The following is a 23,562-nucleotide window of genomic DNA, read 5'->3' on the forward strand; positions in this document are numbered from 1 at the left end:
GCCGTTCAGTCGTTCTGGCCGATGTGCCGGCAGGCGAGCGTCATGCCGCCGGCCGGGGTGAAGCGGACCTGCACCCGCAGGGATCTGCCGGGCGCGGCCCAGATGATCGCCGGGGTCGGCTTGAGCACCTTGCCGGGGTTCATCAGGTCGTGCAGGACGCGGCCGACCCGCAGCCGGCGGCCCTCGCCGCGCAGGAAGACGTTGAGCACGGTCTCCTTGCCGGGCTTGGTGAGGCCGGCGAGTTCGGCGACCGGCAGGGCGCAGCGCACCCGGTCGGCGCCGGAGCGGCTGGCCTCCGCGGTGACGCGGGCGGTGCCGGAGCGGTTGCTGACCTCGACGACGGCCTGGTCGGGCATCCGCCAGCCGACGGCGCGGACCTCCAGCTCGGCGCGGGTCCAGTCGAGCTGGACGCGGCTCAGCTCGGCGGCCGGGGCGGGCGGGGTGACGGTGAGCGCCAGCCGCCCGGACCAGTAGAGCCGGGCCCGGTAGCGGTAGCCGGTGTCGGGGTGCGGCGGCGACGGCAGGGTGAGGCCGGTGGTGCCGGCGTTCTGGCGGCCGCCGAGCACCTTGAGGATGCGCCGGCCGCGGGACACCGTCTGGAGCATGACCTCGAGCAGCCACGGGTCGCCGGGGCGCAGCGCGTAGCCGCCGGGGCTGTCGTCGAGCAGGGCGGTGGCCTCGATGCCGCAGGTGCCGTCGGGTTCGCGGCGCACCCGGGCGGGGGTGGTGCGGCGGACCGCGCCGCGGACGACGTGCAGCTCGGCGGCGACGACGTCGTCGGCCCGGAACTGGGGCGCCAGCATGTCGATGTTGAGGGTGCGGCCGTCGAGCACGGCGGCGAGCCGGGCGTCGATGAAGGAGCTGCCGGACAGGGCCCGGGTGACGCCGCGCAGGGGCGCCCGCTGCTCGTGGCGTTCCTGCTGCAGCCGGGCGACCGGCCCCTTGAGCTTGCGGTCGAGCCGGCGGGCGGCGACCTTGAGCTTGGGGAAGCGGCGCAGCGAGGCGGCGGCGAACTTGCGCACGGTGTCCACGGACATGTCGCCTAGCCGGTCCGGGGGGCGGTGCGGACGTCCAGCACTGATTCTCTCCTCGGCGGGTGGAAGGGCGGTCGGCCCAGGAGCGGTTCCGAGTCTAATGGTCCCCGAACACCCCGAGTCGGCGACGATAACCAAGTCACGGGCACGAGACAATTTCACCGACGGCTACCGGACGATCACCCACGATCGATGATTCGACGCGCTTCGTGGCTGGACGCCACCGTGGTGACCACTCCCACTATCGTTTGCCTCATGACGTCGATCGCCCTCGCCGAGGAACTGCTGCTGCTCGCCTACGACGACGAGACCGGCAAGGCCACGGTCTCGCGCATCGGCCTCGACCTGGGCATGGCCGCGGCGGTGCTGGTCGACCTGGCCCTCGCGGGCCGGGTCGCGTACGGGCCGGGCGGCATGCTCATCGTGACCGACCCGACCCCCACGGGCGACCCCATCGCCGACGCCGTGCTGGCGAAGGTCGACGGTGACGATCCGCACACCCCCGCCCAGTGGGTGCAGCGGCTGCGCCACAAGCTGCGCGAGCGCGTGCTGGAGGACCTGGTGGCCCGCGGCGTCGTGCGCGACGTCGACGAGACCGCCATGGGCCACATCCACATCCACCGCTACCCGGCCGCCGACCGCGCGTTCGAGCACGAGATCCGCGAGCGCCTCGCCACGGCCCTGACCACCGACGTGGCGCCCGACGAGCGCACCGCGGCCCTGGCCACGCTGGTCTGCGCGGCCCGCATGGAGCCCGCCCTGAAGCTGCCGCCGGAGGACCGCGAGCGCGTCCACGAGCGCCTCGAGGCGATCGCGGCGGGCGCCGGCTTCTCGGGCGGCGTCAACCTGGAGGACTCGATCGTGCGGCCCAGCGTGGCGCTGGTCGTGGCCGTCCTGGGCCGGGCCATCGCCGCGGCCCTGGGCACGCCGCGCCCCGCGGTCAGCTAGGCGGGCACCCCCAGCACCGCGGCCGTCTCGGCCCGCAGGGCGGTCAGCGCGGCCGCCGCGCGGGCCCGGGCCGCCGGCACGTCGCCGTCCGCGGCCTCCTCCACCACCTCGAGGTACGCCTTGAGCTTCGGCTCCGTGCCCGACGGCCGCACCACCACCCGGGCGCCCGCCGTGCGCAGGATCACCACGTCGGCATTCGGCGCCAGGTCGGCGAACTCGGTCAGCTCCACGCCGAGCAGCTCGCCCGGCGGGCGGGCGCGCAGCGCGGCCATCATCGTGCCGATCTCGTCGAGCTGCGCCACGCGCACGGACAGCTGGTCGGTGGCGTGCACGCCGTACGCGGCGGCCAGCTCGTCCAGCCGGTCGGTGAGCGTGCGGCCCGCGGCCTTGAGCCCGGCGGCCAGCTCGGCGACGACCAGCGCGGCGGTGATGCCGTCCTTGTCGCGCACGTGCCCCGGCGCGACGCAGTAGCCCAGCGCCTCCTCGTAGCCGAACGCCAGGTCGTCGGCGGCGCGCACGATCCACTTGAAGCCGGTCAGCGTCTCGCCGTACGGCACGCCGCGGGCGGCCGCCATCGCCAGCAGCAGCGACGACGAGACGATGGTGGTGGCGTAGGTGCCGGTGGCGCCGCGGCGCATCAGGTGGTCGGCGAGCAGCGCGCCGAGCTCGTCGCCGCGCAGCGCCCGCCAGCCGCCGGCGGCGGGCACGGCGACGGCGCAGCGGTCCGCGTCCGGGTCGTTGGCGATGGCCACGTCGGCGCCGGTCCGCTCGGCCAGGGCGAGCAGCAGGTCCATCGCCCCCGGCTCCTCCGGGTTCGGGAACGCCACCGTGGGGAAGTCCGGGTCGGCCGCGAACTGCTCGGCCACCGTCGCGGGCGCGGCGAACCCGGCGGCGGTGAACGCGTCGACCAGCACCGGGCCGCCGACGCCGTGCAGCGGCGTGTACGCCACGGTCAGGTTGCGCGGGCCGGCCGGGTCGACGACCGCGGCGGCCGCCGTCACGTACCCGGCCACTATGGCTTCGTCGAGCACGGTGCCGGGCGCCCCCAGCGGCACGTCGGCCACGGCGGGCACCGCCTGGATGGCGGCCTCGATGCCCCGGTCGGCGGGCGGCACGATCTGCGCCCCGGCGCCCCGGGCGCCGCCCAGCGCCGCGCCGAGGTAGACCTTGTAGCCGTTGTCCTGCGGCGGGTTGTGGCTGGCGGTGACCATCACGCCGGCGACCGCGTCGAGGGTGCGCACGGCGGCGGCCAGCACCGGCGTGGGCAGCGGCCGGGGCAGCAGCAGCGCGGGGCGGCCGGCGCCGGTGGCGACCTCGGCGGTGCGCTCGGCGAACGCCCGCGAGCCGTACCGGGCGTCGTAGCCGATGACCAGCGGACCGTCGGCGCCCTGCTCGGCCAGCCAGGCGACGAGGCCGGCGGCGGCGCGGGTGACGACGGCGAGGTTCATGCCGTTCGGGCCGGCCCGTAGGGTGCCGCGCAGGCCGGCGGTGCCGAACGTCAGCGGCCCGGCGAACCGGTCGGCCAGCTCGGCGGCGCTGCCCGGCAGGCCGTCCAGCAGGGCGCGCAGCTCGGCGCGGGAGGTCTCGTCCGGGTCGTCGGCGAGCCACCGCTCGGCGGCGGAGCGAAGGTCATCGGGAGTCACCCCCGATGCCTACCACACCGGTCAGCCGGCGGCCGTCACCGAGAACGTGCGGACCATCTCGTCGAAGATGGGGCGGCTCTCGGCGAACCGCGCGTCGGGCACCGTCATGTAGAAGCTGTACATCTTGCCGCCGGCGGTGACCTGCCGCCAGACGCCGCGGCGCAGCTCGTCGCCCTCGCCGCAGGTGTACTGCAGCTCGGCGGACGGGCGCCCGGCCATCTCGACGTCGGTCAGGCTGATCCGCGCGTACGGCTTGATGCAGCTCGACCCCTTGCGGTCGAGCCCGGCCTCGGCGATCTCCATGAACCGGCGGGGCTGGGCGCTGCCCGGCTCGACCAGCAGGCGCACCTTGCGCTTGCTGTCGGCGGGGTCGACGTAGTCGATCCACGTCTGGCCGGACGTCTTGCGCTGCCAGCCCTTCGGCACCTTGACCGTGATGCCGCGCTCGGCGTGGTCCTGGGTGGCGAACGACGCCGGCACGGTGGCCGGGTCGCTGGCGCCCGGCTGGGCGACCGGGTTGGTCGGGGCGTCGTCGCCACTGGTGGCGAGGAGGATGCCGCCGAGCAGCAGGACCGCGGCGAGGCCGCCGGCGACCGCGTACTGCACGTTGCGCGGCCAGGCGCGCACGGTGCCGGCGGCGGACGCCGCGCCGCCGCGCACCGCGGCCAGGGCCTTCTCCACGGTGGCCCGGCGCTGGGCGCCGGACGCGGCCACGACGGTGCCGCGCTGCTGCTGCGGCGGGCCCGGCTGCCAGGAGTGCTGTGGCGGGATGACGGAGGTGGGGTCGCCCTGCGCGGCCGCGGGGGCGGGCAGCGCCCACGGGCCGGCGGCCGTGTCGGCGGGCTCGGGCAGCGCCGGTGCGGGCTCGGGGGCCCGGCGGCGGCCGCCCTGGCGGACCTTCTTCAGGCGGTCGGTGAGCGACTCGCCCGGGGCGAGCATGGCCCGGCCGCCGATCTGGCCGCTGGGCGGCGGCGCGGGCGCCGGCGCGGGCGGGCTGACCGGCTCGCGCGGGGGCGCGGGCGGCCGCTGGGTGGGCACGACCGCGTACGGGTCGGTCATCAGGTGGGCGGGCGCCTTGCTGGCCAGCGGCCCGGCGAGCAGCTGGCGCAGCAGCGTGCGGGAGTGCGGGACGTCGTAGCGCTGGGCCGGGTCCTTCTCCAGCAGGCCGAGCAGCACGTTCGCCAGCGAGCCGGCGCGCACCGGCGGCGCGGGCGGGTCCTCGACGACGGCGTGCATGGTCTCGATGGGGTCGCCCTTGTCGAACGGCGGACGGCCCTCGACGGCGGTGTAGAGCGTGACGCCGAGCGAGAACAGGTCGCTGGGCGGGCCGAACTCGCTGCCCATGGCCCGCTCGGGCGAGATGAAGTGCGGCGAGCCGAGCACCATGCCGGGGGTGGTGAGCTGGATGTCGGTGGGCATGCGGGCGACGCCGAAGTCGGTGAGCACGCACCGGCCGTCGGAGCAGATGAGCACGTTGGCGGGCTTCACGTCGCGGTGCAGCACGCCGTGCGCGTGGGCCACCTCGAGCGCGCCGAGCAGCGCGATGCCGATCTTGGCGACCACGCGGGCGGGGACCGGCCCGTCCTCGATGACCATGTCGGCCAGGCTGCGGGCCTCCAGCAGCTCCATGACGATCCACGGGCGGCCGTTCTCCTGCACGACGTCGTAGACCTGCACGACGGCGGGGTGCTGGAGCGCGGCGGCGGCGCGCGCCTCGCGCATGGTGCGCTCGTACATCGAGTCACGGTCGCTGGGCGCGAGGCCGGGCGGGAGGATGACCTCCTTGACCGCGACGTCGCGGCGCAGCAGCGTGTCCGCCGCGCGCCAGACCGTGCCCATGCCGCCGTGGCCGACGGCCGCACGCAGGGTGTACCGGCCGCCGATGACGGTGCCGGGGGCCGCGCGTCCGCTGGCCGGAGCGTTACCGCTGCTCCACGTCGGGATCTGAGTCACGAGGTAAGCCACCGAGGGGAAGTCGAGGGGGCGCTGACAACCCCACCATCTTGCTGGTTGTCCCCGCCGATTGCTAGCCGCCCAGGTAACGCTGTGGATAAGCGGACCGAGCGTGCGGGAGCCGTCGCACAGGGTGTACGAATCCGGACCCCCTGTGTCAATTCGGTTACGTGTGGCGGTGCCCCGCCGGGCTCTACGATCCCCGATATGGATGCTGAGTCCGGCTTCGAGATCAAGCCGGTGTACGCCGCGACCGACCTGCCCGACGACCTCGAGGCACGGCTCGGCGCACCCGGGAGCTACCCGTACACCCGCGGTGTCTACCCCACCATGTACACGTCGCGGCCCTGGACGATGCGGCAGTACGCCGGCTTCGGCACCGCGGCCGAGTCCAACGCCCGCTACCGCCAGCTGCTCGCCCACGGCACGACCGGCCTGAGCGTCGCGTTCGACCTGCCCACCCAGATGGGCTACGACTCCGACGCGCCGCTCGCGCACGGCGAGGTCGGCAAGGTCGGCGTGGCCATCGACTCGATCGACGACATGCGCACCCTGTTCGGCGGCATCCCGCTGGACAAGGTCTCCACGTCGATGACGATCAACGCCCCGGCCGCCGTCCTGCTGCTGCTCTACCAGCTCGTCGCCGAGGAGCAGGGCGTGCCCGGCGGCGCCCTCAACGGCACGATCCAGAACGACATCCTGAAGGAGTACATCGCCCGCGGCACGTACATCTTCCCGCCGAAGCCGTCGCTGCGGCTGGTCGCCGACACGTTCGCGTACTGCCGCGCAGAACTGCCGCAGTGGAACACCATCTCCATCTCCGGCTACCACATGGCCGAGGCCGGGGCGTCGCCCGCGCAGGAGGTGGCGTTCACGCTGGCCGACGGCGTCGAGTACGTCCGCGCCGCGGTGGCCGCCGGCCTGGCCGTCGACGACATCGCGCCCCGGCTGTCGTTCTTCTTCGTCGCCCGCACCACCCTGCTGGAGGAGGTCGCCAAGTTCCGCGCCGCCCGCCGGATCTGGGCGCGGATCATGCGCGAGGACTTCGGCGCGCGGAACCCCAAGTCGTGGATGCTGCGCTTCCACACCCAGACCGCCGGCGTGCAGCTCACCGCCCAGCAGCCCGAGGTCAACCTCGTCCGGGTCGCCGTCCAGGGCCTCGGCGCGGTCCTCGGCGGCACCCAGTCGCTGCACACCAACTCCTACGACGAGGCGCTCGCGCTGCCCACCGAGAAGTCGGCCCGGCTCGCGCTGCGCACCCAGCAGGTCCTCGCGTACGAGACCGGCCTCACCGGCACCGTCGACCCGTTCGCCGGCTCCTACGTGGTCGAAGCCATGACCGCCGAGATCGAGACCCTGGTGGACGACCTGATCCGCCGCGTCTTCGACCACGGCTCCGTCGTCGACGCCATCGAGGCCGGCTTCCAGAAGCGCGAGATCGAGGCGTCGGCGTACCGGATCGCCCAGCAGATCGACGCGGGCGAACGCGTCGTCGTCGGCGTCAACCGGTTCGTCGCCGACACCGAGGACCCCTACGAGCCGCTGCGCGTCGACCCCGCCATCGAGGCGGCGCAGGTGCGGCGGCTGGCCGCCCTGCGCGCCGAGCGCGACGGCGCGGCGGTGGAGGCGGCCCTCGCCGCGCTACGGTCGACCGCGGGCGGCCAGGGCAACGTCCTGCACCCGATGCGCGTCGCGCTTCAGGCCCGGGCCACCGTCGGTGAGGTGTGCCACGCCCTGCGTGACGTCTGGGGGGTGTACCAGCCCGCCGAGCGGTTCTGACCGTCGGATATCGGGTACGGAAACACGACGGACGCGGAGTGTGGCTAGCGTCGGTCCGAAGGTGTGAGCGTTCGCTCGGTGACCGGACCGGATTCCCTGCCGCGTCACCCGGATGGTTCGTCGTGCGTTGGAGGGGGTGTGGCTCGGATGACCGCGCGTGATCACGGTGCGTCACCGAACCCCTCCCGTCGGCCCGCGTCCGGACACGCTCACCAGCGATTTCGTGACGGTGCGCAGTCCGAGCGTCACGGGAATGGTGTTGCGCAGCGTCACGAGAATCGGTCTAGGCTGACGCGACAGCCCGAAAACAACCCAACCCTCACGAGCGAACGAGAATCAGACGTGACGAGTGCGCTGACGGTGACCACGGGCACCGACCTGACGTCGTCCTGGCCTGACACACCGCCGGGCGCCGATCCACTGCCGGGCCAGCTCGACCGCTGGCTCGCCTCCCGCGGCGCCGAACTGGTGGCCGTACGGCGGCACATCCACGCGCACCCCGAGCCGTCCTACTCCGAGTTCGAGACCGCGGCGCTCGTCGCCCGCGAACTCGCCGTCGCCGGGCTGTCGCCGAAGCTGCTGCCCAAGGGCAACGGCGTCATCTGCGACATCGGCACCGGCGACCACGCCGTCGCGTTCCGCGCCGACCTCGACGCGCTGCCCCTGCAGGACAGCAAGGACGTCCCGTACCGCTCCACCAACGACGGCGTCGCCCACGCCTGCGGCCACGACGTGCACACCACCGTCCTGCTCGGGCTCGGCTGGGCGCTGGCCCAGCTCAACGAGCGCGGCGAACTGCCCGGCCGGGTCCGGCTGATCTTCCAGCCCGCCGAGGAGGCCGTCCCGTCCGGCGCCCCCGGCGTCATCGAGGCCGGCGCGCTCAAGGACGTCTCGTCCATCTACGCCCTGCACTGCTACCCGCAGCTGCCCGCCGGCCTGGTCGGCGTCCGCTCCGGGCCGTTCACCGCCGCCGCCGACACCGTCGCCGTCCGGCTCACCGGCCCCGGCGGGCACACCGCCCGGCCCCACCTCACCGTCGACCTCGTGCACGCCCTCGGCCGCGTCATCCTCGACGTGCCGGCCCTGCTCGAACGCCGCGTCGACCCGCGCGCTGGCGTCTCCATGGTGTGGGGCACCGTGCAGGCGGGCCAGGCGTACAACGCGATCCCCGGCGAGGGCTTCGTCAAGGGCACCGTGCGCATCCTCAACCGCGAGGCCTGGCGCTCCGCCCCCGAACTCATCACCAAGCTCATCCGCGACGTCGTCGCCGCCACCGGCGCCGAGGCCGAGGTCACCTACAACCGCGGCGTCCCGCCCGTCATCAACGACCGCATGGCGTCCGCCGTCATCGCGGGCGCGGCCGGCGCGGCCCTGGGCGCCGACCGGGTCGTCGAGGCCGAGATCAGCATGGGCGGCGAGGACTTCTCGTTCTACCTGGAGCAGGTGCCGGGCGCGATGATCCGGCTCGGCACCGGCACCCCGGGCTCCGACGTGAAGCACGACCTGCACCAGTCCGGCTTCGACGTCGACGAACGCTGCATCGGCTACGGCGTCCGCGTCATGGTCCACACGGCGCTCGCTGCGCTCGCATCGCCGTTCTGAGTTTCTGGTCGTCGCTTCGCTCCTCCGGGCTGACGCCGCCTTGGTCGCGGTGCCCGGCGCCTGCGGGCGGCCCACGCTGCGCTCGGCCGTCCTCGGCACCGGACACCGCGGCGGCGTCAGCCGACTCCGGTCACTCCTTCGGGCTTGCCGGGGGAGCGGAGACCGGCGGGGCCGGGGGGCCGTACGTCGCCGGGGCCACCTGCGGGGCCGGGTGCGCCGGGGTGCGGCGCAGGCGGCGGATCAGCCACAGGGTCAGCAGGAGCGGCAGGCCCAGGGCGATCAGCCACGGCAGCAGGGCGCCCACGATCGTGAGCAGGACCCGCAGGGAGGCGACCAGGGCGTCCCAGCCGGCCGCGAGCCCGCTCAGGAACGTCGGCTCGTCGTCGCCGGCGGGGGCGCCCGGCGCGCCCGGGTCGAGCAGGACGACGGTGATCGTGGACAGGGCGGTGAGGTCGGCGAGGCGCTTCTGCTTGGCCTGCAGGGAGGCGAGGTCGGCCTCCCGCTTGGCCAGTTCGCTCTCCAGCATCACCAGGTCCTCCAGGTTCTTCGCCTGGGCGAGCAGCCGGCGGCCGCTGTCGACGCGGGCCTGCTGGGAGGCGATGCGGGCGCCCAGGTCGAGGACCTCCTCGGTGACGTCCTGGGTGTTGACGCTGCGCTGTTCCTCCTCGCCGAGGCCGGCGATCTGGTCCACGACGGACTGGAACTTGTCGGCGGGCACCCGCAGCTCGATGGTGGCCTCGGCGGCGTCGGTGGTGTCGCCGCTGCTGCGCTTGTCGGAGCCGACGAAGCCGCCCGCGCCCGACGCGATGGCGAGCACCCGGGCGGCGTCCTGGTTGACGTCCTTGACCCGCAGGGTGATGGATCCGGTGTAGATGATGGAGCGCTGGTCGACCTGGAGGTTCGGGGCCTTGGCGGCGGTGTCGGCGGCGGCCGGGCCGCCCCGGTCGGCCGTGCCGGGTTCGGCCGCCTTCTCGGCCGCCGGGGCGCCGCCGGCCGACGACGTGGCCGCCTGGTCGTCCGAGCTGTCCGCGCTGCAGCCGGTCAGGGCCAGTGCCGCCGCCACCGCGAGTGCGGCCGGCCAGGTGTGTCGTGCCCGCATGTCGTCCTCCGAAAGTCCCCGTGAAGTCCCCGTACCGATGAACCGGGGGTCTGACGAGGGGCGGGTGATCCCCGGTTCCGGCAGACTGCAGGACGGACGGTCACGATTTCGGCAACGGAGGATCCCGTGCGCGTCACGAAGAACACCCACGCCTGCATCCGGTTCGAGGGCGACGCGTCCGGCGGCGTCCTGGTCGTCGACCCGGGCGCGTTCGGCGAGCGGAACGCGCTCGACGGCGCCGACGCCGTGCTCATCACCCACGAGCACCCCGACCACCTCGACGTGGAGCTGCTGCGCGCGCACCTGCACCGGCACCCCCGCACCCAGGTGTACGCCCACCCGGACGTGCTGAAGCATCTGCCCGGCTCGCCCGTCACGCCCGGCGACCGGTTCACCGCCGCCGGCTTCACGATCAGCGTGCACGGCGGGCAGCACGCCGAGATCTTCCCGGAGATCCCGCGCATCCCGAACGTCGGCTTCCTCATCGACGACGGCGCGCACAGCGTCTACGTGCCCGGTGACAGCCTCGAGGTGCCCGACGCCACCGTGGACACCCTGTTCGTCCCGTTCACGGCGCCGTGGCTGAAGCTGAGCGAGTCCATCGACTTCGTGCGGGCCGTGAAGCCGGGCCGGGCGTTCGCCGTGCACGACGGACTCGTCAACGCGACCGGGGCGAAGGTGTACGACGGTCATCTGGAACGCTTCTCCGGGTGCGAATACCGCCACCTGCCCGCCGGGTCCGTCCTTCCCTGAGGGAACATGTCGTGGTGACCGCGCCGCCCGAGGATCTGGTCCGCCGGCTGTACGAGGCGCCGCCGGACTCCTTCGTCGCGGTGCGCACCGAGGCGGTCGCCGCGGCCCGCAAGGCGGGCGACCGGGAGACGGCGCGGCAGATCGCCGCCCTGCGCAAGCCGACGGTGGCCGCGTGGCTGGTCAACCTGCTGGCGTTGCGCCGCCCCGAGCTGGTCGAGGAGCTGGTGGAGCTGGCCGGCATGCTCCGCGAGGCGCAGCGCAACCTGCGCGGCGAGCAGCTGCGGGAGCTGTCGAACCAGCGCCGGCAGGCCGTCATGGCGCTGGTCGACCAGGCGCGCCGGCTGGCGGTGGAGGCGGAGCCGGGCCTGGGCCGCGGCTCGCTGCCGCTGGGCGACGTGGAGGCGACGCTGTCGGCCGCGCTGTCGGACGCCGACATCGCCGAGCAGGTCCGCACCGGCCGGCTGATCCGCACCGTCAGCGTGTCCGGCTTCGGGGAGGTGCCCCGGCCGCGGCTGCGCCTGGTGGTCGGCGGCGACGAGGACACCGACGAGGGCGTCGAGGACGAGGACGACGAGGCCGAGGACGAGCAGCCGCCCCCGCGTACCGCGAAGGAGGACCGGCTCGCCGCGGCCCGGGAGCGCGCCGCGGCCGAGCGCCGCGCGGCCGCCCGCCGCGCCGTCGAGCGGGAGCTGCGCGCGGCGCAGCAGCAGGCGGAGCGGGCCGACGCGGCGGCCGAGGAGGCCGCGGACGCCGAGCACGCCGCCGCCCGCACCGTCGCCGAGCTGGACGCGGCCCTGGCCGACCTGGAGCGCCGCCGCGCCGCCGCGCAGGCCGAGGCGTCCCGCGCGAAGCTCGCGCACAAGGCCGCCGTCCGCGACGTGGCGACCGCGCGGCGCCGACTCGGCGAGGTCCAGGGCGCACTGGACGAACTGGACGGGTAGAGAGAACCGGACGGACGCGGCAGAATCGCGCGGGTGACCCCAGAACAGGCGGCGGCGTTCGCCAAGCCCGGCGTCCTCGGCCTCACCGACGCGTTCGCGGAGTCCCCGCAGACCCTGCGCCGGGCCCGGCTGATGGGGCTGTCCGGCTGGGCTTACCACGTGGCGGCCCGCGCCGGCGCCCTCGGCGACGTGCGGCCCGACACGGTCGCGGCGGCGCTGGGCTTCATCGCGCCGGAGGCGGTCACCGACGGCTGGGAGGCCGCCGCCAAGCTGGTCCGCCCGGCGGAGGTGGCCGAGTGGCACCTGCACGAGCTGTGCCGCTGGGGCGTCGACCAGGTCGGCCCGTTCCCGCGGGTGGACCGGCTGGCCGAGCTGCTCCAGCGGGTGGTGGGGGCGGCGGAGGCGGCGGCGCTGCCGCTGTTCGCGGCGTGGCGGGCCATGCCGGTGCCCGACGACGCGCCCGGCGCCCGGGTGGCCGTCGCCCTGCACCTGCTGCGCGAGCTGCGCTCCGGCGCCACGGTGGTGGCGATCCGGGCGGCCGGGCTGAGCCCGCTGGAGGCGATCATCGCCGGCCCGGACGGCGAGACCGGGGCGGTCGCGTTCGGCTGGCAGCCGCCGTACCCGCCGCTGGGGCCGCTGGTGCGCCGCCAGGTGTGGGCGGATGCGATCACCGACGCCATGTGCGGCCAGGCGTTCGCGGCGCTCGACGGCGCGGAGCGCGTCGAGCTGGTCGGCCTGCTGAACAGCCTGCTGGGCCGGCTGGGCCGCCGCGTCGCCTGAGCCGTACCCCGGAAAAGCGGTCGCCGGGCCGGGGCGGCTGTGTTTCGCTGCCACCCATGACGGAGCTGTCCGCGGCCCTCGCGCTGCCGCCCCTGACCGAGCTGCCCGCCGGCTGGTCGACGCGGCGGCCGGTCGCCGCCGACGCCCCCGCGATCCTCGCGGTCGTGCACGCCAGCGACATCGCCGCGGTCGGCGAGCCCGACTTCAGCCTCGACGACGTCGCGGAGGGCCTTTCCGGGCCGTACGTCGACGCGAGCAGGGACTCGTGGCTGGCGCTGGACCCGGCCGGCGAGATCGCGGCCTGGGGCTACCTGCGCAACTCCTCCGGCGGCGCCCGCGACTTCGTCGAGGTGTACGCCCGCCCCGGGCACGGCGAGCCCGCCCAGCGGCCGCTGCTGGCCATGCTGCTGCGCCGCGTCGCCGAGCGGGCCGGCGAGCTGGGGCACCCGGTGATGACCGCGCGCGGCGGCGCCGTGCCGACCGAGACGGCGTGGATCGCCGCCCTCACCGCGGCCGGGTTCGGGTTCGTCAAGCGGTACAACCGGATGCGCGGGCTGCTGGCCGGGGTGGCGCCGACGCCCCCGCCGCCCCCGCCCGGGGTGCGCATCCGCGCCGTCGGCACCGACGACGCCGAGCTGCGCCGGTTCCACGCGGTGCTGGAGGAGGCGTTCGTCGACTCCCGGGACCACCTGCCCACGACGTACGAGGACTGGCGCGCGGGCCTGCCCGGCATCAATCCCGCCGAGTGGTTCGTCGCCGAGGTCGACGGCGAGCCCGCCGGCATCCTGCAGTCCGAGGATCCCGACGAGCAGGAGAGCGAGGGCTGGGTGAAGATGCTGGCCGTGCGGCGGCCGTACCGGCGCCGCGGGGTGGGCGAGGCGCTGCTGCGGCACGCGTTCGCCGCCTACGCCGCCCACGGGCGCACCCACGCCGGCCTGGGCGTGGACCTGACGAACCCGACCGACCCGGTGCGGCTGTACCGCGCGGTGGGCCTCGAACCGGTCTACGCGGCCGACATGTACGAGCGCCCGGTGGCCGCGGGCTAGGGCGCCGCGGTGCGGGTGGGGCGGGCGCGCAGCTCGGCGACGTAGTCGTCCGGCGCGCCGGCCTTCTCGGCAGCGTTGGCGATCTCCGACAGGTACCAGGCCGTCGGCAGGCCGCCCTCGTAGCCGTCGAAGACGTACACCCACGCCGTGACGTCGCCCTCGAGGGTCGACACCCGGACGGTGAGCTTCTGGTACGTGCCGGCGGTGACCCCCTCGACCTCGTCGAGCTGGGCGGCGTCCCAGGGGTGCACGTCGTAGAGCGCGACGAACACCCGGTCGCCGGGCGACTCGACGATCGTGCTGACCGAGCCCTCCCAGCCGAGGTCCTCCTCGCCCGCGAACGTCAGGCGCCACCCCTCCACCCAGCCGATGCCGACCATGGGGGAGTGTGGGCAGTACGCCCGCATGCGGGCGGGATCCAGGTTTGAGCCGTACGCGGCGTAATGACGCACGGCGATGACGATAGCCGGATCCGGCGGTGGTGGAGAATACGAGGCGTGCGTGTCGGGCGGTGAGCCCGCAAATGTCACATCTGAGACATAAAGGGAGCACTGTGAGTCACATCGTCATCATCGGTGGCGGCCCGGCCGGGTACGAGGCCGCCCTCGTCGCGGCGCAGCTGGACGCCGAGGTGACCGTCGTCGAGGCGGAGGGGGCCGGCGGCGCGTGCGTGCTGTCCGACTGCGTGCCGTCCAAGACGTTCATCGCCAGTTCCGAGGTCGTCACCGGCTACTCGCACAACGAGCAGTTCGGCGTCCACGCGGACCTGCAGGCCGTCACGGTCGACGCCGCCGCGGTCAACGGCCGGGTCAAGCGGCTCGCCCTCGCCCAGTCGGCCGACATCCAGGCCAAGCTGGTCAAGGCCGGCGTGCACGTCGTCAGCGGCCGGGCCCGCATCGGCGAGGACACCCTGGGCCACACCCACCGGGTGCTCATCACGCCGCACGACGGCGAGACCTACCCGGTGGACGCGTCCACCGTCCTGCTCGCGGTCGGGTCGACGCCGCGGGTGCTGCCGAGCGCCGTGCCCGACGGCGAGCGCATCCTCGACTGGCGGCAGGTCTACGACCTCACCGAGCTGCCCGGCAAGCTGATCGTCATCGGCTCCGGCGTCACCGGCGCCGAGTTCGCGTCGGCGTACAACGCGATGGGCGTCGACGTCACGCTGGTCTCCAGCCGCGACCGGGTCATGCCGCACGAGGACGCCGACGCCGCGATGGCGATCGAGCGGGTGTTCCGCGGCCGCGGCATGACGATCCTCAACAACTCCCGGGCGGACGGCGTCGAGCGCACCGCCGACGGGGTGCGGGTCACCCTGTCCGACGGGCGCACCGTCGACGGCACCCACGCGCTGATGTGCGTCGGCGCGGTGCCGAACACCGCCGGCCTGGGCCTGGAGGAGTACGGCGTCGCCGTCGCCAAGGGCGGCTACGTCACCGTCGACCGGGTGTCGCGCACCAACGTGCCCGGCATCTACGCCGCGGGCGACTGCACCGGCGTGCTGCCGCTGGCCAGCGTGGCCGCCATGCAGGGCCGGATCGCCGTCTGGCACGCGATGGGCGAGGCGGTCGCGCCGCTGCGGCTGCGCACCGTCGCGGCGAACGTGTTCACCGACCCGGAGCTGGCCACCGTCGGCGTCTCGCAGAACGAGGTGGACAGCGGCAAGACCCCGGCCCGGCAGGTCATGCTGCCGCTGGGCGGCAACGCCCGGGCCAAGATGGCCGGCCTCACCGACGGCTTCGTCAAGCTGTTCTGCCGGCCCGCCACCGGTCAGGTCGTCGGCGGCGTCGTGGTGGCGCCGAAGGCGAGCGAGCTGATCCTGCCCATCACGATCGCGGTGGAGAACGGCCTCACGGTGGACCAGCTGGCCCACACGATCACGATCTACCCGTCGCTGTCCGGCTCGATCGCCGAGGCCGCTCGCCAGCTGATGCTGCACGAGCTGCAGTAGCGGGGCCGTCCTCGTCCTCGTCGTCGTGGCGGCCGCCGAACAGCGCCAGCACCCAGCCCGCGGTGCCGAAGATGACGGCGGCCACCGCGGCGACGGCGAACAGCCGCCATGCGGTCTGGGTCAGGGCGGTGCCGCCGATGTGCCCGACCAGGCCGCCGTAGGTGGCCCAGCCGATCGCGGCGGCGCCGTCGTAGAGCACGTACAGCCGGTACGGGTAGCGCAGCCGCCCCGCCCGGAAGCTCGCCACCATCCGGCCGCCCGGCACGAACCGGCACAGCAGCAGCACCAGCGGCCCCGGCCGGCGCAGGCCGCGGGTGAACTTCGCGGCGGCCTTGCGCGCGGTCCCGCGCTCGCGCGGCGGCGCGTCTGCTTCGGAGCCGTGCCGCACCCGGTCGAGCAGCCGCTGCCGGAACGCGGCCAGCCGCCCGCTGCCGCCGTGCGCGCCCGCCGTGCGGCCGAGCTGGTAGCAGCCGAAGTCGCCGAGGAACATGGCGGTCGCGCCGACCGCGAGGACCAGCGGCAGGCTGAGCCCGCCGTAGACGGTCAGGGCGCCCGCGGTGATCATGATGGCCTGGATGGGCACGACCGGGACGTAGGCGTCGACGACCAGCAGGCCGAAGAGGGCGACGTAGGCCCACGCGGGCGTCGCCATCATCGTCAGCAGGTCGGTCACGGTCGAGGACCACCTCGTGCGCGGTCGGGTCGCATCTGTTCGAGCCTGCGCGTCCCGACCCGCGTTTGACCAGGCCCGCCTCCGGGTGATGCGGGACACGGTACGGCCACAACCGCCGTCGCGCGCCCATTAACGGCCCCCGGCTCGCCGATTCGTCCCATTCTGCTCGCCTGGTCGGCAATCGGCAGCGGTTCCGGCTGTTTTCGGGCTCACGCGGGAGGGGTTCCTGCGCGTACGCTTCCAGCGGGTCGCACACACCGGGTCCCCCGTTCCCGGTGTTCGGCCCACGCGCAGCCCCTTCACTGCGGGCGCGCCCGGGCCGTCGGTAGGTCCCGTACCGACGGCCCGGCACTGCGCTCCCCACGGCGCATCACCCTCTCGATCAACTCCCGCCCCGTTGTTACGCGCGCGCAACGGCGCGGGCGTAGCGTGCGGTCATGGCGGACCTGTTCGAGGACTACCGGCTCGGTCCCGGCTGGGACGAGATGTTCGGCGATCCCGGCATGCCCCGGGAGACCTACGAGGCCCTCTACGCCACCCTGCAGCCGCTGTCGTCCGCCGAGCTCGGCGTGCGCGCCGAGGTGCTGGCGCGCGCGTTCCTCGACCAGGGCATCACGTTCGCCCTCAAGGGCGTCGAGCGCCCGTTCCCGCTCGACATCGTGCCGCGCGTCATCGCGGCCGCCGAGTGGCGCACCGTCGAGGCGGGCGTGGCGCAGCGCATCCGCGCGCTGGAGGCGTTCCTCGCCGACGTGTACGGCGCCGGCCAGGTGCTCGCCGACGGCGTGGTGCCCCGCCGGCTCATCGCCACCAGCGCCAACTTCCTGCGCCAGGCGCACGGCATCAACCCCGCCAACGGGGTGCGCGTGCACGTCGCCGGCGTCGACCTGATCCGCGACGAGCAGGGCACGTTCCGGGTGCTGGAGGACAACGTCCGCATCCCCTCCGGCGTCAGCTACGTGATGGAGAACCGGCGCGCCATGGCGCAGGTGCTGCCCGAGGTGTTCGCGTCCACCCGGATCCTGCCCGTCGAGTCGTACCCGTCGATGCTGCTGCGGGCCCTGCGCGCGGCCGCGCCCGTCGGCGTCGCGGACCCCACCGTCGTGGTGCTCACCCCCGGCGTTCACAACTCGGCGTACTTCGAGCACGCGCTGATCGCCCGCGAGATGGGCGTCGAGCTGGTCGAGGGCCGCGACCTGGTGTGCGTCGGCAACGAGGTCGCCATGCGCACCACGGCCGGCGAGCAGCGCGTCGACGTGATCTACCGGCGCATCGACGACGACTTCCTCGACCCGGTGCAGTTCCGCGCCGACTCGGTGATCGGCGTGGCCGGGCTGCTCAACGCCGCCCGCGCCGGCCGGGTCACGATCGCCAACGCGGTCGGCAACGGCGTCGCCGACGACAAGCTGCTCTACACGTACGTGCCGGACCTGGTCCGGTACTACCTGAACGAGGAGCCGCTGCTGCCCAATGTGGAGACGTACCGGCTGGACGAGCCGGGCGTGCTCGACGAGGTGCTGCCGCGGCTGTCCGAGCTGGTGGTCAAGCCGGTCGACGGGGCGGGCGGCGCGGGCATCGTCATCGGCTCGCAGGCCACCGACGCCGAGCTGGCCGCCGTGCGCGCGACCGTCTGCGCCAACCCGCGCGGCTGGATCGCCCAGCGCGAGGTGAAGCTGTCCATGGTGCCCACCCTGGTCGGCAACCGGCTGCGGCCGCGGCACGTCGACCTGCGGCCGTTCGCGGTGAACGACGGCGAGAAGATCTGGGTGCTGCCGGGCGGGCTGACCCGGGTGGCGCTGCCGGAGGGCGCGCTGGTCGTCAACTCCAGCCAGGGCGGCGGCTCGAAGGACACCTGGGTGCTGGCCTCGCCGGACGACACGATGGCGTACGAGGAGCCGCACCTGCCGTCGTACACGCCGCCGGTCGAGCACGACCTGCCGAACTCCCCGGACCCGGGCCCCGGCGCCGGGGCGATCGCCAGCCAGCAACAGCAGCAGCAACAGCAGGAGGCGGGACAGTGCTGAGCCGCATCGCCGAGTCGCTGTACTGGATCGGCCGGTACGTCGAGCGGGCCGAGGACACCGCCCGCATCCTCGACGTGCACCTGCAGCGGATGCTCGCCGACCCGTGGGTGCAGGAGGAGCAGGCCTGCCGGTCGCTGCTCGGCGTCATGGGCATGAGCCCCGACGACGCCCCCATGTCGTCCGCCCGGGTGGTCAGCCTGCTCGGCCTCGACGAGCGCAACGCCGGGTCCGTCGTCGGCGCGCTCGCCGCCGCCCGGGAGAACGCCCGTGGCGCCCGCGAGACCGTGTCCAGCGAGATGTGGGAGTGCCTCAACGCCACCTGGCACGGCCTGCCCAACGCGCGGCGCCGGGTCGAGCAGGAGGGCGTGCACGCGTTCTTCCGCTGGGTGCGCGAGCGCTGCGCGGTGATGGCCGGGCTCACCGACGCCACGATGAGCCGCGACGAGGGCTGGCTGTTCCTGGTGCTGGGCCGCAGCATCGAGCGGGTCGACATGACCGCGCGGCTGCTGTCCACGCACGCCCGCGCCGGCGGCAGCATCCCGTCCTGGCTGACGCTGCTGCGCTCCTGCGGGGCCTGGGAGACCTACCTGCGCACGTACCGCGGCTCGCTGGACGACCGGCACGCCGCCGAGTTCCTGCTGCTCGACCGGCTGTTCCCGCGTTCGGTGTTCGCGGCGCTGTCCGCGGCGGAGGGCTGCCTGGCCGAGCTGGAGCCCGACCCGGGCCGGGCCGGCGTCGCCACCGACGCGCAGCGCATCGTCGGGCGGGCCCGCACCAACCTGGAGTTCCGCGGCGCCGACGAGCTGATCGACGACCTGCGGCCCGTCCTGTCGTCGCTGGGCCGCACCTGCTCGCAGGTCAACGACGCGGTGTCGCGCCGCTACTTCCGCCAGACCACCGCGGTCAACTGGGTACCGGAGGCCGTCGCGTAATGGACTCCTGGCGTTTGAAGATCAAGCACGAGACCGGCTTCACGTACGCGGGCAAGGTCGGCTCCTCCTACAACGAGGCGCGCATGTCGCCGCGCAACGAGGCCCGCCAGGCCGTCCTCGACGCCCGCGTGGAGGTGTGGCCGCCCGCCCGCACCTACCGCTACGAGGACTACTGGGGCACCGGCGTCACCGCGTTCGACGTGCACGCCGCGCACGAGAAGCTCACCGTCACGGCGACCGCCACCGTCGAGACGCTGCCGCCCGGCGACCTCATCGACCCGGCCGGCGGCGCGTCCTGGGACGACCTGGCCGTCGCCGACGCCGTCGACCGCTGGCACGAGCTGCTGCTGCCCACCGCCCGCACCGCGCTCGACGAGGAGCTGGCGTCGCTGGCCGAGGCGATCCGCGGCGGCAGCGCCACGCCGCACGCGGCCGCGCTGAGCGTGTGCGAGAAGGTGCGCGAGGAGGTCGCGTACGTGCCCGGCTCGACCGGCGTGCAGACCGACGCCGTCCAGGCGTGGCGGCTGCGCTCCGGCGTCTGCCAGGACATCAGCCACCTCACGGTGGGCCTGCTGCGCGCGATGAGCCTGCCCGCCCGGTACGTGTCCGGCTACCTGCACCCGTCGCCCACCGCGGCGATCGGCGACAGCGTGGTCGGCCAGTCGCACGCCTGGGTCGAGTGGTGGGTGGGGCGCTGGACGGCGTTCGACCCGACCAACGGCGTGCCCGTGGGTGAACGGCACGTGTCGGTGGGCCGCGGCCGCGACTACGGCGACGTCCCGCCCCTGAAGGGCGTCTACTCGGGACCGGCGAACACCGGCCAGGGCGTCGAGGTGACGATCACGCGGCTCCGCTAGCCACCCGGAGTTCACCCGCCCGTCGCCTGGCGGCCGGGACGCGACCACGTCGGCACCCGATCGTGGGCCGATGAGCGGTCCCCTGCTGAGTGTGATCGTGCCCGTCCACGGCGTCGAGTCGTGCCTGCGGCAGTGCCTCGAGTCGGTGCTGCGCGAGGCCGGCCCCGCCGTGGAGGTGGTGGCGGTCGACGACGCGTCCCCGGACGGCTGCCCCGCCGTCCTCGACCGGTACGCCGCCCGGGACCCCCGCGTGCGCGTGGTGCGGCTGGCGTCGAACGTCGGCCTGGGCCGCGCCCGCAACGCCGGGCTGGCCGCCGCCCGCGGCGAGTTCGTCTGGTTCGTCGACGGCGACGACTGGCTGCCCGCGGGCAGCGTGCCCGCCGTCCTCGCCGCGCTGCGCGACCCCGGCGCCCCCGACGTGCTGCTGCTCGACCACATCCGCGTCCACGAGCCCGACGGCCGGGTCCGCCTCGACCCGAACAGCCGCCTGCTGCGCGGCGTCACCGGCGCGTTCACCCTGGCCGAGCGCCCCGGCATCCTGGCGGCCCAGCACGCCGCCTGGAACAAGGTGGTGCGCCGCTCCACCCTGCTCGCCTCGGGCATCCGGTTCCGGCCCGGCTTCTACGAGGACGGCCCGTTCAGCCACGCCCTGCTCATCGCCGCGCCGTCCATCGGCGTCCTCGACCGGGTCTGCTACCACTACCGGCAGCGGGCGCAGGGCGCCATCACCGGCACCGTCAGCGACCGGCACTTCGAGGCGTTCGAGCAGTACGAGCAGCTGATGGTCACCCTGGACGGGCTGGGCGAGGCCGCCGCGCCGTACCGGGGCGAGGTGCTGCGCCTGGTCGTCGACCACCTGCTCGTCATCGCCGGCAACCCGGGCCGGGTGCCGCCCGCCCGCCGCGGCGAGTTCTTCCACCGCATCGCCGAGTTCCGCCGCCGCCACCTGCCGCCGGGCGGCTACCCGGCGCCGGCCGGGGTGGCGGGCGTCAAGCACCGCATCGTGGCCCGCGACGCCTTCCGCGCGTACGCGACCCTGCGGCACGCGTACCGCCTGCTCGGCCTCCTGCCCCGCGCCCGCCGCACCCCGGTGACACACGTGCCGATCCCGGCCGCGCCGATCCCGGCGCAGCGCTCGGCCCCGCCGGCCCGGCTGAACCGCTAGCCGGCCCGGCTGAACCGCTAGCCGATCCGGCAGACCACCGTGCCGGCGCCGATGACGGCGCCCACCTTCAGGGCCAGGTCGCTGACCGTGCCCGCGGTGTGCGCGTGCAGCGGTTGCTCCATCTTCATCGCCTCGACCACGGCGATCAGGTCGCCCTCGCCGACCTGGTCGCCGTCGGCGACGGCCACCTTGACGACGGTGCCCTGCATGGGCGCGACCAGCGCGTCGCCGCCGGCCGCGGCCGCGCCGCCGCCCGCCGCGCGCCGGGCCGGGGCGCGTTTCGGGCCGCCGCTGCCGCCCGTACCCGTGACCAGGCCGGCGGGCAGGCGGACCTCGAGCCGCTTGCCGCCCACCTCGACCACGACGGACGTGCGTTCCGCCGGCTCGCCGCGCGCGGCCGGGGCGGCGTACGCGGGGATCCGGTTGTCGAACTCGGTCTCGATCCACCGGGTGTGGACGGTGAGTTCGGCGAACGCGGGGTCGCGCACGACGGCCCGGTGGAACGGCAGGGCGGTGGCGAGTCCCTCCAGGACGGTCTCGTCGAGGGCGCGCCGGGCCCGCTCCAGGGCCTGGGTGCGGGTCTCGCCGGTGACGACGATCTTGGCGAGCAGGCTGTCGAAGTTGCCGCCGACGACGCTGCCCCGCTCGACGCCGGCGTCGACGCGCACGCCGGGCCCGGTGGGCCAGGTCAGGTCGGTGACGGTGCCGGGGGCGGGCAGGAAGCCGCGGCCCGGGTCCTCGCCGTTGATGCGGAACTCGATGGCGTGCCCGCGCGGCGCCGGGTCCTCGGTGAGCCGCAGGCGCTCGCCGGCGGCGATGGCGAACTGCTCGCGGACCAGGTCGACGCCGGCGGTCTCCTCGGTGACCGGGTGCTCGACCTGCAGCCGGGTGTTGACTTCCAGGAACGACACCGTGCCGTCGGCGCCGACCAGGTATTCGACCGTGCCGGCGCCGTGGTAGCCGGCCTCGCGGCAGATCGCCTTGGCGCTGTCGTGGATCTGCCGCCGCTGGGCGTCGGTGAGGAACGGCGCGGGCGCCTCCTCGACGAGTTTCTGGTGGCGGCGCTGCAGCGAGCAGTCGCGGGTGCCGACGACGACGACGTTGCCGTGGGTGTCGGCCAGCACCTGCGCTTCGACATGCCGGGGCCGGTCCAGGTACCGCTCGACGAAGCACTCGCCGCGGCCGAAGGCGGCGACGGCCTCGCGGGTGGCCGACTCGAACAGCGCCGGGATCTCGTCGCGGGTGCGGGCCACCTTGAGGCCGCGCCCGCCGCCGCCGAACGCGGCCTTGATGGCGACCGGCAGCCCGTGGGCGTCGGCGAACGCCTCGATCTCGGCGGCGTCGCGGACGGGCTCGGCGGTGCCGGGCACCAGCGGGGCGCCGGCGCGCTGCGCGATGTGCCGGGCGGTGACCTTGTCGCCCAGGTCGCGGATGGCCTGCGGGCTCGGCCCGATCCAGGTGAGGCCCGCGTCGAGGACGGCCTGGGCGAAGTCGGCGTTCTCCGACAGGAACCCGTATCCGGGGTGGACGGCGTCCGCGCCCGCCTGCGCGGCGCGGTCCAGCAGCTTGTCGATGCGCAGGTACGTGTCGGTGGCGGTGTCGCCGCCCAGCGCGTACGCCTCGTCGGCGGCCCGCACGTGGGGGGCGTCGCGGTCGCTGTCGGCGTAGACGGCGACGCTGGCCAGGCCCGCGTCACGGCAGGCCCGGGCGACCCGGACGGCGATCTCGCCCCGATTGGCGATCAGGATCTTGCGCACGGGCTCCAGCCTATCCTTGGCGGCGTGTCCGCGACGCGCATGATGATCCTCGGCCTGGTCAACTGGATGCAGCCGGTGCACGGCTACGACGTGCGCCGCGAGCTGCTGAGCTGGAGCGCCGACAAGTGGGCGAACGTGCAGCCCGGCTCGATCTACCACGCCCTGCGCAAGCTCGCCGAGGAGGGCCTGCTGCGCGAGGTGGCGACGGAGCAGGTCGGCGCCCGGCCGGCGCGCACCACGTACGAGATCACCCCGGCGGGCAAGGACGAGTTCGAGACGCTGCTGCGCCGCCTGTGGTGGCAGCTGGACGTGCCGCCGGACCCGTTCCTGGCCGCGTTCTCGTTCCTGCCGGCGCTGCCGCGCGAGGAGGCGGCGGCCGCGCTGCGCAGCCGCGCCGCCCAGCTGAAGGCGGGCCTGGAGCAGATGGCGGCGTCAGCGGCGTCGGAGTGGATGAAGTCGAAGCCGGTGCACGTGGGCTGGTCGTTCGAGCTGTGGATGGCCCGGGCGGAGGCGGACATGGGCTGGTGCCTGCGGGTGGCGGAGCGGATCGAGTCGGGGGAGTCGTACTTCCCGCCGGGCTTCCCGGCCGACTTTAGTCAACGTTGACTATTCATGGTTTGACGGCGTA

20 protein-coding genes are annotated in these 23,562 nt (G+C 74.6%); 13 read left to right on the forward strand and 7 right to left on the reverse strand.

The features are described from left to right. Window positions 1-5 precede the first annotated feature (5 nt). Window positions 6-1,037, reverse strand: a complete 1,032-nt coding sequence (locus tag Sya03_RS01030) for a hypothetical protein (protein WP_203936171.1) — start codon at window positions 1,035-1,037, stop codon at window positions 6-8. A gap of 252 nt (window positions 1,038-1,289) precedes the next feature. On the opposite strand from Sya03_RS01030, the gene Sya03_RS01035 reads away from it, so the two are divergent. Then, on the forward strand, window positions 1,290-1,982 hold the full coding sequence (locus tag Sya03_RS01035) for a GOLPH3/VPS74 family protein (RefSeq protein WP_203936172.1): 693 nt from the start codon (window positions 1,290-1,292) through the stop codon (window positions 1,980-1,982). On the opposite strand, the gene Sya03_RS01040 is transcribed toward Sya03_RS01035, so the two are convergent. Next, entirely contained in the window at window positions 1,979-3,625 is a 1,647-nt protein-coding gene (locus Sya03_RS01040) for a phospho-sugar mutase (protein WP_203936173.1), read from the reverse strand. The genes Sya03_RS01035 and Sya03_RS01040 overlap by 4 nt on opposite strands. Before the next feature lie 21 nt (window positions 3,626-3,646). Further along, on the reverse strand, window positions 3,647-5,578 hold the full coding sequence (locus Sya03_RS01045; RefSeq protein ID WP_203936257.1) for a serine/threonine-protein kinase: 1,932 nt from the start codon (window positions 5,576-5,578) through the stop codon (window positions 3,647-3,649). A gap of 207 nt (window positions 5,579-5,785) precedes the next feature. Here Sya03_RS01045 and Sya03_RS01050 point away from each other — a divergent pair, with 207 nt between their 5' ends. Both Sya03_RS01050 and Sya03_RS01055 read left to right on the forward strand, forming a co-directional pair. After that, window positions 5,786-7,357 carry an acyl-CoA mutase large subunit family protein gene (locus tag Sya03_RS01050; RefSeq protein ID WP_203936174.1) on the forward strand — a complete coding sequence of 524 codons (1,572 nt, stop codon included), beginning with the start codon at window positions 5,786-5,788 and terminating at the stop codon, window positions 7,355-7,357. A gap of 342 nt (window positions 7,358-7,699) precedes the next feature. After that, window positions 7,700-8,959, forward strand: coding sequence for an amidohydrolase (locus tag Sya03_RS01055; RefSeq protein ID WP_203936175.1), 1,260 nt, complete (start codon window positions 7,700-7,702; stop codon window positions 8,957-8,959). A gap of 130 nt (window positions 8,960-9,089) precedes the next feature. Here Sya03_RS01055 and Sya03_RS01060 read toward each other — a convergent pair whose 3' ends face one another. Next, window positions 9,090-10,058 (reverse strand): DUF4349 domain-containing protein, encoded by a 969-nt coding sequence (locus Sya03_RS01060; RefSeq protein ID WP_203936176.1) that lies wholly within the window; start codon window positions 10,056-10,058, stop codon window positions 9,090-9,092. 126 nt (window positions 10,059-10,184) lie between these two features. On the opposite strand from Sya03_RS01060, the gene Sya03_RS01065 reads away from it, so the two are divergent. From Sya03_RS01065 to Sya03_RS01080, 4 genes are read left to right on the forward strand one after another with little or no spacing between them, the layout of a single operon-like run. Further along, the gene (locus Sya03_RS01065; RefSeq protein WP_203936177.1) at window positions 10,185-10,811 is read left to right on the forward strand and encodes an MBL fold metallo-hydrolase; all 627 of its coding nucleotides are present in this window, start codon (window positions 10,185-10,187) and stop codon (window positions 10,809-10,811) included. 14 nt (window positions 10,812-10,825) lie between these two features. After that, a complete protein-coding gene (locus Sya03_RS01070; protein ID WP_203936178.1) occupies window positions 10,826-11,752 on the forward strand; it encodes a hypothetical protein in 927 nt (308 codons plus the stop codon). Window positions 11,753-11,785: 33 nt separating this feature from the next. Continuing rightward, complete coding sequence (locus tag Sya03_RS01075) at window positions 11,786-12,532, forward strand: SCO6745 family protein (protein ID WP_203936179.1); 747 nt, start codon at window positions 11,786-11,788, stop codon at window positions 12,530-12,532. 56 nt (window positions 12,533-12,588) lie between these two features. Beyond that, complete coding sequence (locus tag Sya03_RS01080) at window positions 12,589-13,578, forward strand: GNAT family N-acetyltransferase (protein WP_203936180.1); 990 nt, start codon at window positions 12,589-12,591, stop codon at window positions 13,576-13,578. Here the strand turns inward: Sya03_RS01080 and Sya03_RS01085 are convergent. Next, window positions 13,575-14,030, reverse strand: coding sequence for a gamma-glutamylcyclotransferase (locus Sya03_RS01085; protein ID WP_203936181.1), 456 nt, complete (start codon window positions 14,028-14,030; stop codon window positions 13,575-13,577). The genes Sya03_RS01080 and Sya03_RS01085 overlap by 4 nt on opposite strands. Window positions 14,031-14,131: 101 nt before the next feature. On the opposite strand from Sya03_RS01085, the gene Sya03_RS01090 reads away from it, so the two are divergent. Further along, window positions 14,132-15,529, forward strand: coding sequence for an NAD(P)H-quinone dehydrogenase (locus Sya03_RS01090; RefSeq protein ID WP_203936182.1), 1,398 nt, complete (start codon window positions 14,132-14,134; stop codon window positions 15,527-15,529). On the opposite strand, the gene Sya03_RS01095 is transcribed toward Sya03_RS01090, so the two are convergent. Further along, complete coding sequence (locus tag Sya03_RS01095) at window positions 15,456-16,202, reverse strand: DedA family protein (RefSeq protein ID WP_203936183.1); 747 nt, start codon at window positions 16,200-16,202, stop codon at window positions 15,456-15,458. The genes Sya03_RS01090 and Sya03_RS01095 overlap by 74 nt on opposite strands. A 437-nt stretch (window positions 16,203-16,639) precedes the next feature. On the opposite strand from Sya03_RS01095, the gene Sya03_RS01100 reads away from it, so the two are divergent. The 4 genes from Sya03_RS01100 to Sya03_RS01115 all read left to right on the forward strand — a co-directional run bounded on the left by Sya03_RS01100 (window position 16,640) and on the right by Sya03_RS01115 (window position 21,177). After that, entirely contained in the window at window positions 16,640-18,223 is a 1,584-nt protein-coding gene (locus tag Sya03_RS01100) for a circularly permuted type 2 ATP-grasp protein (protein WP_203936184.1), read from the forward strand. Next, window positions 18,217-19,155 carry an alpha-E domain-containing protein gene (locus Sya03_RS01105; RefSeq protein ID WP_203936185.1) on the forward strand — a complete coding sequence of 313 codons (939 nt, stop codon included), beginning with the start codon at window positions 18,217-18,219 and terminating at the stop codon, window positions 19,153-19,155. The genes Sya03_RS01100 and Sya03_RS01105 overlap by 7 nt, the downstream gene beginning before the upstream one ends. A gap of 14 nt (window positions 19,156-19,169) precedes the next feature. Further along, window positions 19,170-20,012: a transglutaminase family protein gene (locus Sya03_RS01110; protein ID WP_239107033.1), complete on the forward strand. Its 843-nt coding sequence runs from the start codon at window positions 19,170-19,172 to the stop codon at window positions 20,010-20,012. Between the two features lie 70 nt (window positions 20,013-20,082). Then, complete coding sequence (locus tag Sya03_RS01115; RefSeq protein ID WP_203936187.1) at window positions 20,083-21,177, forward strand: glycosyltransferase family 2 protein; 1,095 nt, start codon at window positions 20,083-20,085, stop codon at window positions 21,175-21,177. Window positions 21,178-21,194: 17 nt separating this feature from the next. Here the strand turns inward: Sya03_RS01115 and Sya03_RS01120 are convergent, their stop codons facing one another. Then, entirely contained in the window at window positions 21,195-22,934 is a 1,740-nt protein-coding gene (locus Sya03_RS01120; protein WP_203936188.1) for an acetyl/propionyl/methylcrotonyl-CoA carboxylase subunit alpha, read from the reverse strand. Between the two features lie 24 nt (window positions 22,935-22,958). Between Sya03_RS01120 and Sya03_RS01125 the strand changes: the two genes are divergently transcribed. Next, on the forward strand, window positions 22,959-23,540 hold the full coding sequence (locus tag Sya03_RS01125) for a PadR family transcriptional regulator (protein ID WP_239107034.1): 582 nt from the start codon (window positions 22,959-22,961) through the stop codon (window positions 23,538-23,540). The last annotated feature ends 22 nt before the right edge of the window (window positions 23,541-23,562 follow it).

The organism is Spirilliplanes yamanashiensis (assembly GCF_016863475.1).
Classification (GTDB): Bacteria; Actinomycetota; Actinomycetes; order Mycobacteriales; family Micromonosporaceae; genus Spirilliplanes; species Spirilliplanes yamanashiensis.